This is a genomic window from Exiguobacterium sp. UBA5002 (genome assembly GCF_002396765.1).
Taxonomy (GTDB): domain Bacteria; phylum Bacillota; class Bacilli; order Exiguobacteriales; family Exiguobacteriaceae; genus Exiguobacterium_A.
Genome location: NZ_DGYQ01000018.1, coordinates 42,580 through 59,069 on the forward strand (window position 1 = coordinate 42,580; position 16,490 = coordinate 59,069).

The window sequence follows — 16,490 nt, forward strand, 5'->3', positions numbered from 1 at the left end:
AAATGAACCGATATATTTACCACAGAGGACTTTTGCCTCAATACTCTACTTCACTAGGAAGGAGGACTCACTCATGAAGCAACGCGTACTTACAAATCAAAAGAGTTATACGGAAGAACAACTCGAGATGATCGAAGCGATTCGCGCAGTCGGTGAACTCATCCAGGATCGTCCAAGGCGTACAGTCTACCGTCGTTATGCGCTCGTCAATGACTGGCCACAGCCAGAGAATATAGTTCGTCAATTCGGGTCTTGGCCTGAAGCTTTATCTGCAGCAGGTTACGAATGGAATGTAGATCAGCAACCCGAAGAACTCGAGCGGGCGCCGAAGTATACAAAAGATGAGATTTTAAAATCGTTTCATCGCTATGCGCAGGATGTCGGATCGACAATCACCTTGAAAAAGTATCAAATGTGGCGAAAATCCGTTCACCACGCGCCGAGTCACTATCACATCGTTAAGATGTTCGGATCATGGCATGATGCCTGTACGGCAGCAGGTCTTGAAGCCAGCGTGACCTATTCTAAAGCAGAGCTCGCTGCATCGCTTCGTCAAGCCATCGAAGAAGTCGGATTTTCTCTTTCATTTGAAGCCTATCGAGAATGGGCGAAACGGAACAATAAACCCTCGACGAAAGCTCTATTACACCGATACGGCTCTTGGTCGGCTGCGATTCATGCGATTGAAAATGAGATCCGTCTCAATAAACAACAAGCTCAATGAACTCATCCATTCTTCAGTCCTTTCCGATCTTCGAGACGGAAAGGCTTTTTTTCACCAAAAAAAAGATGACGTTTCCGCCATCTTTTTTTGGTGTGATTCAAATGACTTTCTCTTTCCATTCATGATACGCTGCGACACGATCGCGTCCTTGGAACTTCGCACCGACATACATCGCACGGTCCGCGTTTCGGATCAAACTGGCTAGATCGCCCAGTTCCTTCAGCGTATCTATCCCTATGCTCGCTGTAATCTCAAGAGTATGACCCTCGACTATTATCGGATTAGCATGCAACGTCTCACGAATTCGTTCTGCCACGATGCGGGCGGACTCTAGATCCGTATTCGGAAGCAAGATGACGAATTCTTCCCCACCATACCGAGCCACGAGATCCGTGATTCGCGTCGCTTGCATCAGCAACTTAGCTACTTCAAATAGGACGACATCGCCGATTTCATGACCGTACGTATCATTGATTTGCTTAAAGTGATCGAGATCGATCATCAATGCGGAGAAAGGATACAGATCGCGTTGTTTGATTCGACGATCCCCCCACTCTTGTAACGCACGATAATTGGGTAATTTCGTCATCGCATCCGTCCGGCTATCAATCAGCAATCGCTCTCGTTCATGTGCGCGCTCTACAGCCCATGACAGGACACGCAACGCGCGATACAACTCGTACCCAAAGTCTTTCGTAAACTCTCCACTGGCTTCAGAGGCAAGTAAGAGTGAGCAATTGATCGTCTCCGTTGCTTCAGGCTGTATGAATAAGACGGATTGAATTTCCTCTGGTAAACAATCATACAATCGAATATCCCACTCCTGTTGCATACCATAGAGTAAAACTTCCTCTTTTTCAATGATTTCCTCTATGACCTTCCCTTCTACATGGTCCGCCTTTAATTTACGCCCATCCTTTAAGGAATAATAGACACTTTGTTGTCCCTCTTCGAAATCGAATTTAATCCATGCAATATCCGGTTTGACGAATTGATTGAGCTGTCGCAGGTATCGTTCGATGATAAATTGCGCGTCACCGTCTTTCCACGCCGCTTCTTTTAAACGTTCAATTTGTTCCCAATGCTCAATTCGGTCCGATGCTTGGACCGAACTACCGAGAGAACGCTTGATGATGAAAAGTGCAAACGCTGCCATTACAAGCCCGCTATTCCCGTTTCCTTGCACGACAAGTGTACTGAAAATACCATAGAGTAGTTCTGCCGTGATGACGACTGCTTCGAAGCGTAGCAGCTGAAACATGACATCACTTGGAATATTTTCACCCAAAAGAAATCGTGAAAGTTGGTATTGCAGCAATAAGACAATCCATAAAATAACGACCATCGCAAGCAACGGGATGATGTTGTCAGTTAATTGAAAGGCATCACCATGCGTCCCACCTAAGAGATTATAAGCTAGACCTGCTGGTACGATTAAGAAAAGTTCTAGCGCCACATTAAACGGATAGTTATGTAGCATCCGTCGTCTTCCGACTGGTGTATGAATCGTACGTAATTGATAAATCAACATGGTGACCTGTCCTACACAAATAGCAGAAAGCATGCCATACGTTAAAAATGTGAACAACACAAAACCAAAATGAAACGTGAAGCTCATATGTCGTCGGCGAACCGGATCGACGACAAAAATAGTGGATAATGCGGCAATCAATAAAAACGTGAACAAGTCGACGCTGAGGCTATAATCCTTAGACTTCGCAAAAAGATCGATGCCAATCACGATTAAGAAAAATACGACCCAGCTTCGAAGGAGATATTGTTGAAAACGGCGCACTCGAACTTCCCCTTCCTGTTTAATCTATTTTTTAAAATTGTAATAAATTGTTAATTCTATTATTCAATTTTTTGAGCAAAATGTCGAACTTGAATCGTTTCATTTGATACACTCATTAAAGAGGTGATCTTTCATGACAAATACGTTTACTCAATATGCTTTTGACACGTTTCACATTGATGGTCTTGATTCACGAATGCATGCCATTCGCGAGCGCATCCAACCGATTTTTCGCGATATCGGACAAGAAATCACGCCCGACTTGACCGTCGCGATCGAAGAGGACATGCACGTCCATATCGCACAACATGCTAGACGCAAAGTAAATCCGCCACAGGATACATGGATGGCTTTTTCACCAGATAAACGCGGCTATAAAAAGCATCCTCACTTCCAAGTCGGACTGTTTGATGACCATCTGTTCATTTGGCTCGCCTATATCTATGAGTTGCCGAACAAACAACACTATGCCTCAAAATTACTAAATCATACGGATTTACTAACCACACTCCCTGAAGACTTCGTCATTTCATATGATCATATGAAAAAAGATGCTGTTCCCGTACACGAGACCGACATCCATTCAGGGTTAGAACGCTTCCATGATGTCAAAAAAGCAGAATTCCTCGTCGGTCGTCACATTTCAGCACAACAAGTGAGCGAATTGACACGCGAGGAGTTATTAGATGTGATTCGAAATACCTATTCGCATCTCGTACCACTCTATAAAACGATTAAATAAAAAGGATGGCCGAATCGGTCATCCTTTTCATTAGTTATATTTTACTAGAATTGACATGACTTGTGTACGGTCAGAGTTTAAATTTAGATAAATGTTGACCTGTTTTGAGGAAACGGTCATGACATTGAACGTTTTATCGAGTTTTGCTGTCGGATAGGCTTGTTTGACTTCCTTGACTGTAACCGTCCGTTTGACTTGTTTCGGATCATAAACGATGGCACTGACTTTCGCTTTTGCATCCTTCACACCATACGTTGAACAGTAGTGAAGGGCACGATCTGCTGAAGCAAGACCATTTCCACTTTGACACCAGTTCGAGCTCTTTTCGCCTTTGTACGCTTTATGTACTTGCGCAAGTGTCGTTTTTTCAAGAACAACTTTTCCATCGAGGGAATGTGCTTGTTTTGCTTGCGTCTGAATTTCTTGAAGCCATTTTACATCAGTTTGTTTTGTTGCTTCGACCGATTGATTATATGAAGTGCCTGACACGATGCTGACAGTGAGTGCGGCAGTTAAGATGATTCCTAAGACTTGTTTCATGCTAATGTCCTCCTCGGCGCCTATATAAAGCGTTGATAATAAACTGATTCCCCTATTTCAAAAAATTATTCAGTTTTTATAGTTTTTTTATGGAAGTTTATTTTTATTTTTTTATACATGCAAACAAAAAGAACCTAGTGTCGGCGGGACACTAGGTTCTTCCTCATTTCTTATGCATCTTAAACTCTAGGAACAACTCATTGTAATGTGCGAGCATCTTCTTCCCGAGGTTCTCATAAACTTCAAGTGTATCGGTGACTTGTTTATCAGGATAGAATCGCTCATCGGTCCGAACCGATTTGTCGAGCAGTTTTAAGCCTTCTTTGTTTGGTGTCGAATAACCGACGTAATCCGCATTTTTCGCTGAAACATCTGGACGCAGCATGAAGTTGATGAACTCATGTGCCCCCTCGACGTTTTTCGCGGTCTTCGGAATGACGACATTATCGAACCAGACGTTTGATCCTTCTTTTGGAATGACGTAGTCAAGATTTTCATTCTCGCTCATGATCTCGTTTGCATCACCTGACCAGACGACACCGAGCCCCGCTTCTTCATTCGCGAGCAATAACTTAATCTCGTCTCCGACGATTGCCTTGACGTTTGGTGTCAGGCGCATCAAGTTCGCTTTTGCTTCCTGTAGTTTCGACTCATCCGTTTCATTTAACGAATAACCGAGACTATTCAAGCTCATCCCCATCACTTCACGGGCACCGTCAGCGAGTAGAATCTGATTCTTTAGCTTCGGATCCCAGAGATCCTTCCAGCTCGTCGGTTTCTTCCCATCAATCAAGTCTTTATTGTAGACGATACCGACAGTTCCCCAGAAATACGGAATCGAGTACTTGTTGTTCGGATCGAACGATAAATCTAAAAAGCGCGAATCGATGTTTTTGAGATTCGGGATTTTTTGATGATCGATCGGAACGACGAGCTTCTCATCGATCATCTTCGCAATCGCATAGTCGGACGGAACAGCGATATCGTACGTCGTTCCTCCCTGTTCGATCTTCGTCAGCATTGCTTCGTTTGAATCGAACGTCTGATAGACGACTTTGATGCCGCTCTCCTTCTCAAACTGTTTGATCAGTGCTGGGTCGATGTAATCGCCCCAGTTGTAGATGTTCAGGACATTTTTCCCTGAATACCCTTGTGTCTCATTTAACTGATTCAAGGTGAATATAATGACACCCGAGATCAGGAAAATCGCGGCAAATAATTGAATCAATTTTTTCAACGGTCATTTCACCTCCGGTCGCGAAAGCTTCGTAGCAGCTCGTTGGTTCAAGAAGTAGTAGCCGATGACGAGTAAGAACGTAAACAAGAAGATGACGGTCGACAAGGCGTTGATCTTCATCGAAATCCCTTGACGGGCAAGTGAGTAGATCTCAACGGACAACGTCGTAAAGCCGTTTCCTGTCACGAAGAACGTCACCGCAAAATCATCCAGTGAGTACGTCAATGCCGTAAAGAAGCCAGCGAAGATACCGGGTGTGATATACGGCAAGATGACTTTCGTCAAAACATCCCAACGGCTTGCGCCTAAGTCGCGCGCTGCATCAACGAGCGTTGGACTCATCTCCTGCAACTTCGGCAGGACGAGAATGACGACGATCGGTACCGAAAACGCGATGTGGGACAGTAGGACTGACGTAAAGCCGAGTTGGATGCCAAGTAGCGTGAAGAAGATCAAGAACGATGCCCCAATGATGACATCCGGACTGACGATCAAGATGCTGTTGAGCGTCAACAACGACGTCTCGACCCGTTTCTTACGGACGGCTTGAATCCCGATCGCTCCGAATACGCCAAGGATCGTCGAGATTGCGGCTGATAACAAGGCGATGACGAGTGTGTTCAAGACGATGATCAACAAACGTGAATCTTGGAAGACTTCCTTGTACCAATCCCACGTGAACGAATCAAAGTTCGTCATATTGTCAGCGCTGTTGAACGAATAGAATGCCAAGTAGAAGATCGGAGCATACAAAATGATGAAGACTCCGATTAGATAAAGATTTGCTAGTTTCAGACGTTTCATCAAGTCGTCGCTCCTTTCTTCCGTTTCGTACTCGTCAAGGCAAGGATGATCGCCATTGCGATGATGAGGAAGACAGCGATCGTCGCTCCCATGCCCCAGTTTTGTGTCACGAGGAACTGCTGTTCAATCGCTGTACCGAGCGTGATGACGCGGTTTCCGGCAATCAGACGCGTAATCATGAACAGCGATAATGCCGGAATGAAGACGAGCTGACAGCCTGACTTCACACCGTCGAGCGTCAACGGGAAGACGACACGCCGGAACGTCGTGAAGTTCGACGCCCCAAGATCACGTGCAGCAAAGACGAGTGACGGACTCAGTTTTTCAATCGCGTTGAAGATCGGTAGGATCATGAACGGAATGAAGATGTAGACCGAGACGAAGACGAAACTGAAATCGGTAAAGAGAATCTGTTGTCGTCCAATCCCAATTGCTTCAAGCGTTTGGTTCGCAAGACCATACGTACTGAACAACCCGATGAAGGCATAAGCTTTCAACAACAAGTTGATCCACGTCGGTAAGATGATCAAAAGTAGCCACAGCTGTTTATGCTTCGTTTTCGTCAACAAGTAAGCGGTCGGATAACCGATCAAGAGCGAAAACACTGTAATCAAAAACGCATACCAGAACGAGCTGAGTGTCATCGTCAAATAGGTCGACGTAAAGAAGTTCTGGTAGTTCTCAAATGAGAAGTTGCCGTCCAAATCAAGGAATGAATAGTAGACGACGAGTACGATCGGTGCGATGACGAACAAGGCAATCCAGAATAGATACGGGATGAGATACCAGTTACGTGATTTTTGCATCATAACACCCCGTCGTAGGATTCCAGGCGCTTATCGAATTCTTCTTCCGTCTCGTTCAGTCGCATGACGTGAATCGCTTCCGGATCAAATGTCAGTCCGATCTGCTCACCAACCGTCGCTTTTTTCGTACTGTGGACGAGCCATTCGTTACCGACTTCATCCATACAAGCGATCTCGTAGTGCACGCCACGGAAAAGTTGCGAATCGACGGTGACTTGTAGTTTCCCTTGGGTCACGTTCGTGATTTCGAGATCCTCCGGACGGATGACGATCTCGACCGGTTCGTTCAATTCAAGACCACGGTCGACACATTCGAATTCCTTTTCTGCGAACCAGACCCGATAGTCTTCCACCATGCGCCCTGGAATGATGTTCGACTCACCGATGAAGTCCGCGACGAAGCGGTTGATCGGTTCATCATAGATATCCGTCGGTGTGCCCGATTGTTGAATGACACCGTGATTGAGGACGAAGATTTCATCTGACATCGCCAGTGCCTCTTCTTGGTCGTGCGTGACGAAGATGAACGTGATGCCAAGACGACGTTGCAAGTCGCGGAGCTCATACTGCATCTCTGTCCGTAATTTCAAGTCGAGCGCTGACAGTGGCTCATCGAGCAAGATGACTTCCGGCTCATTGACGATTGCCCGAGCAATCGCGACACGTTGCCGCTGTCCACCTGACATCTCGGTGATTTCTCGTTTCTCATAACCGGACAAGTTGACGAACTTCAACGCGTCCGTCACACGTTTAGCGATTTCTGCTTCTTTCACCTTCTTGATGCGAAGACCGAAGGCGATATTCTCGAAGACGTTCAAGTGCGGGAAGAGTGCATAGTCTTGGAAGACCGTATTGACTTGACGTTTGTTCGCCGGTACATCGTTGATCCGTTTTCCGTTGAAGATGATGTCCCCTTCTGTTGCTTCCGAAAAGCCAGCAATCAGTCGTAAGATCGTCGTTTTCCCACAACCCGATGGTCCGAGTAACGTATAGAACTTCCCGCGTTCGATTTCGAAGCTGACTTGGTCGAGGACGGTCTGATCGTCGTATCGTTTCGTAACGTCCTTGAATTGAATGATCGTAGTATCTGCCAATCTAGTTCCTCCTTTATAAGTATGAGTCAGTCGCAGTCACGAGGACCTTCGTCTCTTGTGTTGACTCATTGCGTAGTTGATGGATTTCTGAAGCCTTATAGTAAAGTGTCTCTCCTTGTTTCGCTACAAAAGACTGACGTCCGAGCGTCAGCGTGACGTTTCCTGCGAGCACATAGACGAACGTCTCGGCACCTGATGGTTCATACGTCTTGAATGCTCCCCCTGGCGCGAGTGTGAGCAGGACCGGTTCCATCTCTTTTTCATTCGATTCCGGAATGAGCCACGTGACATGATACCCCTGTTCCTCATCGGCATATGTCGTGACATCCTCTTCCCCATAGACGACTTTTTGATTGAGTGTATCCTCATCAAAGAAATCCTTCGGTGAGATGCCAAGGACTTCGAGGAGATGAAACAGCGTCTCGATCGACGGTGAACTGATTTCCCGTTCGAGTTGCGAGATGTACCCTTTACTCAGGTCTGTTCTTTCCCCTAGTTCCTCTTGCGTCAATCCCTTTTGAAGACGGAGGTTCTTGATTTTTTGACCGATTGAGTACAATCGACGTCCTCCTCTCATCGGCTTAGTTTAGTATAAGATGACTAAAAGTTTACTAATCACGTACCGATTATAGCGTATTTCATTATTTAATCAACTAAAACGTTCGATATTTTTTAATGTTCATTTGACAGCGAGAACGCTTACACCTACAATTAATATCAGGTACTAATTTAAGGAGGAACTTGTTATGCGGATCGCTTGGATCACTGATAGTACAACGATTTTACCGGATACGATCGCTCAGCGCGATGATCTTTCGGTCGTCCCTTTACTTGTCATGAAGGATGGAGAAAGTTTCGTCGATGGTGTCGACGTTGATGCGGAGACCGTCTATAGCTGGATTGACTCAAAACACAAGGTAACGACGAGCCAACCTTCGATCGGAAGCTTCACCGAGCATTATGAACGGTTGAAAGAGGATTACGACGTCGGCTTCGCTGTTCACTTATCGAGCGAACTGAGCGGAACGTACAACGCCTCCGTTCAAGGGGCAGAGATTGCTGGCTTTCGTCTGATTGCGATTGATTCCCGTTGTGGCATTTACCCGGCTGGTCAACTCCTAGCAGAAGCGATCGAACTCGTCGAAGCGGGACACTCGATCGAATCCGTCGAACAGATCATTCTCGAGCGTCGTTTCGATCATCACATTGAATTCACGGTCGCAAACCTCGATCAATTACAAGCAGGTGGACGGATCTCTTCGACGAAGGCATTCGTCGGTAACTTGTTGCAACTTCGTCCGTTGTTCCACTTCGAGGAAGGAAAGATCGTTCCTTATCAAACCGTCCGGACGTTCAAAAAAGCGCATTCGAAGATTTTTGATCACCTTGTCGCAATCATTGAACGGGGACAGGTCACGGATATTTCACTATTCCACGCGACAGCGTATGACCTGGCACTCGAGTGGAAACAACGCCTCGAATCGCAATACGATGTGCGTGTCCGGATCGATGACTTGACACCGGTTCTCGGTTCGCATACAGGAAATCCAGCGATCGGGATGTCCTTTTTGAACCCGACGCGCCGACCGTGATGACTAATGAATTTGATTTTTGGGTAAACCTTCTTTAGAGAATAAAGGAGGTTTTTTGTTTGAAAAATAATAAATGGATTTGGCTCAACTGGGTCGGCTTCATCTTCACGATTGCCGTGAACGCCCTTGATGGTGGAAAGACAGGACGAATCTCTGATTCGATCATCACATTGTTCAAACCGGCTGGGTATGCGTTCTCGATTTGGGGATTAATTTATACGATTCTACTCATCTGGTTGATTTTACAATCGATTCCGAAGTTCAAGGAACACGAACTGGCGAAGAAAATCGGACCGTGGTTCTTGATCAGCTGTCTGTTTAATGCTGGCTGGATCGTTTCCTTCACGTTTGAACTGTTCGTTGTCTCCGTTGTCGTCATCGTTGGTCTCTTGTTGTCCTTGATCGTCATCTACTCAAAAATTGACCGTGAGACGAAAGGATTACGCTTTAAGCTACCGTTCTCGCTTTACCTCGGCTGGGTATCGGTCGCGACGATTGCCGACATCTTCCTGACGATCAATGCAGAAGGTGTAACATCTTGGCTTGGAATTGGAGATGCGGGCTGGACGATGATCATACTCGTCGTCGGAGTCATCATCGCTCTTCTCTTCATGTTTGCGAACCGTGATCCGATTTATCCGCTTGTCTTCGTCTGGGCGTATATCGCGATCAACTTCGAGTCCGATAATGGTCTCGTCGATACGACGGTTCTCGGTAGCGTCGTCTTATTATTAGCCGGTTATATCTTCCTTCTCGTTCGGATGCGCCGCCAAGTCAGCGTGAGCAAGTGACGTTCCTTTCTCGTTCAAACGGCGTATACTAAAAGAAAGGAGTGAATGACCATGAACATCACATTTACACCGTCTGCTCAGGAGCGAATCCGCCAATTACGCGGTGAAGTATCCGGTCAACTGCATCTCTATTACGATACAGAGGGTTGTGGTTGCGGAAACTCTGGTATTTTCAGTATTCGCATCGTCGATGAAGCGACACCGGAAGACATGACGATTGATTCAAACGTCGGTCCTGTTCTCGTCAAGCGGTGGTCGAGTCATTTCCTCGATCAAGAAATGACACTCGATTACAACGAGGAGAAAAAAGCGCTCATCTTAAAAAGTGATGGCCAATACTTCAATACGAATGTGCTCGTGACGGATCAAACAGGCTGCGTCCTGACGGTTCGCTCATAAGCGCAAATGAAAAAGGCAACTTCCGTCGTGGAAGTTGCCTTTGTTTGTGTTCGAACAGACAGGTGCTGCGTCGAAAGCTAGATGGTCTGAGTATGATTGAATGTACTAGATGTCTGTCTGCGTCGTGCACGAGCTGGTAATATCCCAGCGCTTTGCGTCCCCCCAGACGTCGCATGCATCATCCTCGCATGCTTATCTAGTATACGAACGAAAGTCATGTTTGGATTGCCTTATCCGACATTTAGAACGGTCTCTTCGATCGCTTGCTGATTTAAATCCTTCACATGCATCGGTCTACTATAGTAATAGCCTTGTCCATAATCACAACCGAGGCGTTTCAAGAAGAGATGCTGTTCGAGTGTTTCGACACCTTCTGCGACGACTTCGATCCCAAGACTCTTCGCAAGCTGGATGATCATTTCCGTAATCGCTGTTCCCCGTTCGTCATGTGGGACTTCATCGATGAACGACTTGTCGATCTTTAAGATATCGATCGGCAAATGCTTCAAGTGCGTTAGCGACGATAGACCCGTTCCAAAATCATCGAGAGCGATTGTCAGACTAAGCTGTTTCAATTCACCAAGCATCGTCATCGCCCGGTCCAGATTCTCCATAACGGACGTTTCCGTTATTTCGAGTTGTAGTTGCAATTCACTTCCGTTCTTCAAGGAATGATGAACGATTTCTTTAATCATCATATTATGCGACTCCGATCGGAAATGCATCGCGGATAAGTTCACCGAGACTTGGCGAATGAAATAATCTTCTTTCTTCCAAATCTCCATCTGTGCAACGGTCTCCTTCAACACCCACTCGGTCAAACGATGAATTAAACTATACTTTTCAGCAAGTGGAATGAATTCCGCCGGTGAGATGAAACCGAACTTCGGATGATTCCAGCGAATTAGAACTTCCGCCTGATCCACCTTGCCTGTCGCGAGTGCGATCTTCGGTTGGTAGACGAGAGCGAACTCCTTGAAATCCGTCATCGCCCGGCGTAAGGAACCGACGATCAATTGCTCTCTTTTGTCGGAATGCAGGGAATCATCGTACACGATGAATCGATCTCTTCCTTCGTTTTTGCCGACCCGGAGAGCACTTTCCATTTGACCAATTCGCATTTCTAACGTTTCTCCCATATCCGGTAAGATGACACCCATCGTTGCTGTCAAATGGATTGGTTGATCATCTAAGTGAATCGGTTGTCGAATATCTTCTAAAATTTGTTCGAAAGTACGAAGTAATGCATCAGTAGGTACTTTTTTGATAAGAAAAAACTGCGTTCCATTATAACGAATACATGCTTCATCTTCCGATAAGGACGCACGCATCCGATCTGCAAACTCACGAATGACGGCATCTCCTTTATCAAAACCAAACGTATCATTGACCCATTTGTACCCGTCCAGGTCAAGTATAGCCATCGCCATCTCGTCTTTAGACTTTCCGTAATGCGCATCTACTTTTATCATATGGTGATCTAACCATCTACGGTTATGCAAACCGGTCAAATGATCAGTATATGCCATCATCTGTAAGGCACGTCGTTCTAAATGAATATAGAGTCCAGCGATTAAGATCAAAATCAAAAATACCGGAATGGCTACATCGTTTAAAATATTCGATGTAATAGGACCATCACCAATACGTCCTGCTTGATCAATCGGGATACAAAAAGATGTTCCTAACATACCTACATAATGCATGGAAGAGATAGCAAAGCCCATTACAATCGCAATGGGAATAAGAATTCTTTTCTTATCAACATGTCGTAGACGATGTAAGAGTAACAAGGCACCATATGCTACAGTGATCGCAATTAGGATGGATAGAGCGAACAACCCTGTTTCATAACGAATCGCGCCACCAAAATCCATTGCCATCATCCCAAGATAATGCATCATCGCAATACCTACGCCCATCAAAGAACCTGCTAAAATGACTTTGTTTCGTGTAATCGCTGATGAGTAGAGTAGATAAAAGGCGATGAAGGCAGCTAAAATAGCTGGAATGACGGATAAGAACATTAAAATCCAGTCATAACGAACCGTGACGGGTAAAGCGAAAGCACCCATACCAACGAAATGCATCCCCCAAATCGATAGTCCCATCGTCAAAGAAGATAAGAATAACGCTCGTTTTTTCAAAGAAGTCGCCTTAGCCAAACGTCGATTTAATTCAAGCGATCCATACGATCCAATGATCGCGACGAGTACCGACAGTACAACTAAGCCCACTCCATAGTGCTTTGTTAAAATAATCCATTCATTCATTGTATGTGGCCTCTCCTTATAGAACTGACTTTCTTCTTAGTATCGACGGTTATGAAGTATATTTTCAGTCGAAACTTGCATTTCATGCGATTTAATTGATATTTTCTATTTTTTAGTCTTTTTTTCTTAATGTAAAACGCACAAGAAAAACGAATTCGTCGTAGACGAATCCGCAGACTGAAGACAAAGTGCAATTTTTCTCTAACGAGAAGGATTGCGCTTTTTTGTTCGTCTCGAATCGTTTTCCTGGGACAAGCATCGCGCCGCTTCGCTTCGCTGCAGGGTCGCTCTTGCTTGTTTTTCCCTAAGAAGCGATTTCGAGTGAACAAAACGCTTCTCTGATCCTTCTTCCGGGTATAAAAAAGTAGAAAAGAAGAAGGAGGACTTCCTATGATGGGTAAGAGAGATCACCATCATCGCTCAGAGAATGTCACCATCACATTGGAACAATTGGTCCCGCAGGACCATCTCGTCCGAAAAATAGATGCAGTCATCGATGTCGACTTCATCTATAGTGCCGTAGAGACTTGTATAGCGAAAACACAGGAAGACCAAGTGTCGATCCCGTTCTGTTAATCAAGATGGCGCTTCTTCAATATGTATTTGGTATTCCCTCTATGCGGCGTACCATCAAAGAGATTGAAACCAACGTGGCATATCGTTGGTTTTTAGGTCTTGGTCTGGATGAGAAGGTGCCGCACTTCTCTACGTTCGGCAAAAACTACGTCCGGCGTTTTCAGGATACAGACGTCTTTGAGAGTATTTTTTATCGGGTCCTCACGCAAGGAGTCGAAGCCGGATTCGTGGACCCATCGGTCCTCTTCATTGACTCCACCCACATCAAAGCAAACGCGAACAAGCGGAAGTATAAGAAGAAGTTCGTTCGACGCGCCGCACAACAGTACAAAGAAGAACTAGACCAAGAAGTCAACGAGGATCGGATTTTGCATGGAAAAAAGCCTTTCACCCCCAAGATGAAGAAAGCTGAAGAACACGAGACGAAGGAGAGTACGACAGATCCGGAGAGTGGCTATTACGTGAAGGGGGAGCGTGAAAAGCAATTCGCCTATTCGTGCCATACCGCCTGTGATCGGCATGGCTTTGTCCTCGGGATGATTGTAACGCCCGGAAATGTCCACGATAGTATCGTCTTTCCTGCACTTCTTCAAACGGTTACGCAACATTTTGGACAACCATTCGCAGTCGTCGCCGACTCTGCCTATAAGACTGTTCCGATCGCCCATCATCTTCTCAAACAAGGCATTTTACCCGTCTTTCCTTATACACGCCCCAGAGGGGTGAAAGGAATGTTAAAAACAAAAGACTTTTACTATGACGAACATTATGACTGTTATTTATGTGAAAACAATCAAGTTCTCCGTTATCGAACGACGACGCGAGACGGATACCGTGAATATGTCTCGAATCCTTTTGTGTGCGAGACATGTCCTCTTCTCTCTCAATGTACGCAGAGTCGCGACCATAGAAAAGTCATCCATCGACATCTTTGGCAAGATGCGATGGATGAGGTGGAGCATCTCAGACATACAGTTGTGAATCGTGCGTTGTATCGAAAGCGTCAGGAAACAATTGAGCGTGTCTTCGCAGACACCAAAGAGAAGCATGGCATGCGTTGGAGCCGCTATCGAGGGCTGAAAAAAACGACGCTTCAAGCGATGCTTACTTTCATTGCCTTGAACCTCAAAAAGCTTGCGAATTGGTCCTGGGATTCCCCCGGGAATCCATGTCTTCACTACGTTTTAATAGGGAGTACATACAACAAACCCTCATTCCGATCATGAAATGAGGGTTTGTCTACAATCTGCGAATTCGTCGTAGACGAATCCGTTCGTATTTTTTAAGTTAAAGTGCAACTGAGGCCACGATTTCTCCCGTAGGTTTCGCTAAATTCGGCTCTGGTTCGACAGTGATTGCTACAGCATCGACGTCACCATTACCTTTGAGTTGAAATACCGCTGCTGCTTCGCCGTCTTTTTCAATAATACCGTTCGCAGTCGGTGTCTCACCTTTGATGGTCCATAATTGATACAATTCTCCTTTTTTCAATGGAGGCAAATCTTTCAATTGAACGAGCATATACGACTTATCGTTTTGTGTAAATACCATGCTTGATCCCTTGATCGACTCGTTGCTTTCAAAGTTTCCCATTCCTTTAATTTCATCCATCGCCAGTGTTTCCGGTGTATCTGTACTTTCTTCCTGTGACAAAAAGTAGGCATTCGCACCAAGTGAAAGAATAAGGGCGGCAGCAATGCTCATCAACCAGCCAAGTGGGACACTCTTTTTCTTCGTTTGTTGCTGACGTGCTTGTTTAATGTCTACTGGAGTAGTCATCGGTTCTTCTTTAGGAGACTCCGTCTCTGTTGAACCAAGAACTTCTCCAAGAATACGTGCTTTCATTCCTACAGGAACAGGACGCTCCGGAAGCGATTCAGCGATGGGAAGCATGAGTTCTTCCATTTCTAAAAGTGCTTCGCGACATTCTTCGCACGTCGCAAGATGCGCTTCGAACGCGTCGCGATCTGCTGAAGAGAGTGTTCCATTGAAGTAATTGATCAAGTCATGACAACGTTCTTCCATCTCGTTCCCTCCCATCTAATCGTTTTCTTAATGCTTGAATCGCACTTCTGATACGTGTTTTGACTGTTCCGAGTGGTAAGTCAAGTTGATCTGCGATTTGTTGTTGCGTTAGTCCCTGAAAATAGACTAGTTCGATCAAATCCTGTTGTTCTGATTTTAGTTCACTTACGGCGCCCCGCACTTCCGCTGCAGTTTCGCGTTGCATGACGGTCCGCTCAACAGGTTCATCATATCCGCCATCTCGTTCTTCAACTTCAATCGTCGGTTGTCGTTTTTCACGACGTAAACAATCAAGAGCCGCATTACGCGTGATCGTCAAAATCCAAGATGAAAACTTTCCTTTTTGTGTATCAAAATTAACACGACCATTCCAAATTTTCATCCATACTTCTTGAATGACTTCTTCAGACAATCGATCATTATTCGTAAAGCGATAGGCGAATGAAAATAACAATCGCTCGTACTTCTCATACAAAGTCTCGAGTGCCTGTTCATCACCGCTACGCATCAGATGATAAAGCGATTCATCGGATTGAGTATGCATCCTTTTCCTCCTCCTGATATCAGCTTCATCATATAGTATACGAGAGCTAACACCAAATCGTTTTAGTTTTCATCAATTTTCTAAGTAAATTCCTCACCACATCCATATTCCCTGATTTCAAGAAAAGTATATCTTAAAATTCGATAGAATTGACAGTAATACCGTTATGGGCATAGCATAAAGGTATTACTCAGACGTTAGTTCTACTATGAAACGGAGGAACATATATGGATTATGATCGCAAAATGAAAAATCGCGTCAGCCGAATCGAAGGGCAATTACGTGGTATCCTTCGTATGATGGATGAAGGGCAAGACTGTCGAGATGTCATTACTCAACTTTCCGCTGCTCGCTCCGCGATTGATCGTACGATTGGTGTCGTCGTAAGCTCCAATTTAATTGAGTGCGTAAAAGACGCCGAACAAAATGGTGACGGTCAGACAGAAGAGCTTGTGAAGGAAGCTGTAAATCTTCTTGTCAAAAGTCGCTAATTACTATAAACCACCCATCAGAGTAATTTTTATCTGAGACGAATTGTAATATTAAGT

Annotated in this window: 16 protein-coding genes and 1 pseudogene; 7 read left to right on the plus strand and 10 right to left on the minus strand. The window is 45.2% G+C overall.

Annotated elements, in window-relative coordinates:
- Window positions 1-73: 73 nt before the first annotated feature.
- Window positions 74-724 carry a homing endonuclease associated repeat-containing protein gene (locus B4C70_RS03970; RefSeq protein WP_023469344.1) on the plus strand — a complete coding sequence of 217 codons (651 nt, stop codon included), beginning with the start codon at window positions 74-76 and terminating at the stop codon, window positions 722-724.
- Window positions 725-821: 97 nt separating this feature from the next.
- Here B4C70_RS03970 and B4C70_RS03975 read toward each other — a convergent pair whose 3' ends face one another.
- Entirely contained in the window at window positions 822-2,519 is a 1,698-nt protein-coding gene (locus B4C70_RS03975) for a GGDEF domain-containing protein (protein WP_290777107.1), read from the minus strand.
- 133 nt (window positions 2,520-2,652) lie between these two features.
- On the opposite strand from B4C70_RS03975, the gene B4C70_RS03980 reads away from it, so the two are divergent.
- Complete coding sequence (locus tag B4C70_RS03980) at window positions 2,653-3,261, plus strand: YktB family protein (RefSeq protein WP_058714075.1); 609 nt, start codon at window positions 2,653-2,655, stop codon at window positions 3,259-3,261.
- A gap of 30 nt (window positions 3,262-3,291) precedes the next feature.
- Here the strand turns inward: B4C70_RS03980 and B4C70_RS03985 are convergent, their stop codons facing one another.
- The 6 genes from B4C70_RS03985 to B4C70_RS04010 all read right to left on the minus strand — a co-directional run bounded on the left by B4C70_RS03985 (window position 3,292) and on the right by B4C70_RS04010 (window position 8,301).
- Window positions 3,292-3,801: a hypothetical protein gene (locus B4C70_RS03985; protein ID WP_023469347.1), complete on the minus strand. Its 510-nt coding sequence runs from the start codon at window positions 3,799-3,801 to the stop codon at window positions 3,292-3,294.
- A gap of 163 nt (window positions 3,802-3,964) precedes the next feature.
- A complete protein-coding gene (locus B4C70_RS03990) occupies window positions 3,965-5,038 on the minus strand; it encodes an ABC transporter substrate-binding protein (RefSeq protein WP_290777111.1) in 1,074 nt (357 codons plus the stop codon).
- A 3-nt stretch (window positions 5,039-5,041) separates the two neighbouring features.
- Complete coding sequence (locus B4C70_RS03995) at window positions 5,042-5,842, minus strand: ABC transporter permease (RefSeq protein ID WP_029342587.1); 801 nt, start codon at window positions 5,840-5,842, stop codon at window positions 5,042-5,044.
- A complete protein-coding gene (locus tag B4C70_RS04000) occupies window positions 5,842-6,651 on the minus strand; it encodes an ABC transporter permease (RefSeq protein ID WP_029342588.1) in 810 nt (269 codons plus the stop codon). Before B4C70_RS04000 ends, B4C70_RS03995 begins: the two co-directional genes overlap by 1 nt.
- Entirely contained in the window at window positions 6,648-7,742 is a 1,095-nt protein-coding gene (locus tag B4C70_RS04005) for an ABC transporter ATP-binding protein (protein ID WP_023469351.1), read from the minus strand. The genes B4C70_RS04000 and B4C70_RS04005 overlap by 4 nt, the downstream gene beginning before the upstream one ends.
- 13 nt (window positions 7,743-7,755) lie before the next feature.
- Window positions 7,756-8,301, minus strand: coding sequence for a helix-turn-helix domain-containing protein (locus B4C70_RS04010; protein WP_023469352.1), 546 nt, complete (start codon window positions 8,299-8,301; stop codon window positions 7,756-7,758).
- Window positions 8,302-8,488: 187 nt separating this feature from the next.
- Between B4C70_RS04010 and B4C70_RS04015 the strand changes: the two genes are divergently transcribed.
- The 3 genes from B4C70_RS04015 to B4C70_RS04025 are packed head-to-tail and all read left to right on the plus strand — an operon-like array spanning window position 8,489 to window position 10,524.
- Window positions 8,489-9,334: a DegV family protein gene (locus tag B4C70_RS04015; protein ID WP_023469353.1), complete on the plus strand. Its 846-nt coding sequence runs from the start codon at window positions 8,489-8,491 to the stop codon at window positions 9,332-9,334.
- A 59-nt stretch (window positions 9,335-9,393) separates the two neighbouring features.
- Complete coding sequence (locus tag B4C70_RS04020) at window positions 9,394-10,125, plus strand: tryptophan-rich sensory protein (RefSeq protein WP_023469354.1); 732 nt, start codon at window positions 9,394-9,396, stop codon at window positions 10,123-10,125.
- Between the two features lie 51 nt (window positions 10,126-10,176).
- Window positions 10,177-10,524 (plus strand): iron-sulfur cluster biosynthesis family protein, encoded by a 348-nt coding sequence (locus tag B4C70_RS04025; RefSeq protein WP_055969076.1) that lies wholly within the window; start codon window positions 10,177-10,179, stop codon window positions 10,522-10,524.
- Between the two features lie 230 nt (window positions 10,525-10,754).
- On the opposite strand, the gene B4C70_RS04030 is transcribed toward B4C70_RS04025, so the two are convergent.
- Complete coding sequence (locus B4C70_RS04030; protein WP_290777116.1) at window positions 10,755-12,797, minus strand: putative bifunctional diguanylate cyclase/phosphodiesterase; 2,043 nt, start codon at window positions 12,795-12,797, stop codon at window positions 10,755-10,757.
- 390 nt (window positions 12,798-13,187) lie between these two features.
- Between B4C70_RS04030 and B4C70_RS04035 the strand changes: the two are divergent.
- Window positions 13,188-14,599, plus strand: a pseudogene (locus B4C70_RS04035) (IS1182 family transposase).
- Window positions 14,600-14,660: 61 nt separating this feature from the next.
- Here B4C70_RS04035 and B4C70_RS04040 read toward each other — a convergent pair.
- Window positions 14,661-15,398 carry an anti-sigma factor gene (locus tag B4C70_RS04040; RefSeq protein ID WP_290777119.1) on the minus strand — a complete coding sequence of 246 codons (738 nt, stop codon included), beginning with the start codon at window positions 15,396-15,398 and terminating at the stop codon, window positions 14,661-14,663.
- Entirely contained in the window at window positions 15,379-15,942 is a 564-nt protein-coding gene (locus tag B4C70_RS04045; protein WP_290777121.1) for an RNA polymerase sigma factor, read from the minus strand. Before B4C70_RS04045 ends, B4C70_RS04040 begins: the two co-directional genes overlap by 20 nt.
- A 227-nt stretch (window positions 15,943-16,169) precedes the next feature.
- Here B4C70_RS04045 and B4C70_RS04050 point away from each other — a divergent pair, with 227 nt between their 5' ends.
- Window positions 16,170-16,433 (plus strand): metal-sensitive transcriptional regulator, encoded by a 264-nt coding sequence (locus B4C70_RS04050; RefSeq protein ID WP_290777123.1) that lies wholly within the window; start codon window positions 16,170-16,172, stop codon window positions 16,431-16,433.
- The last annotated feature ends 57 nt before the right edge of the window (window positions 16,434-16,490 follow it).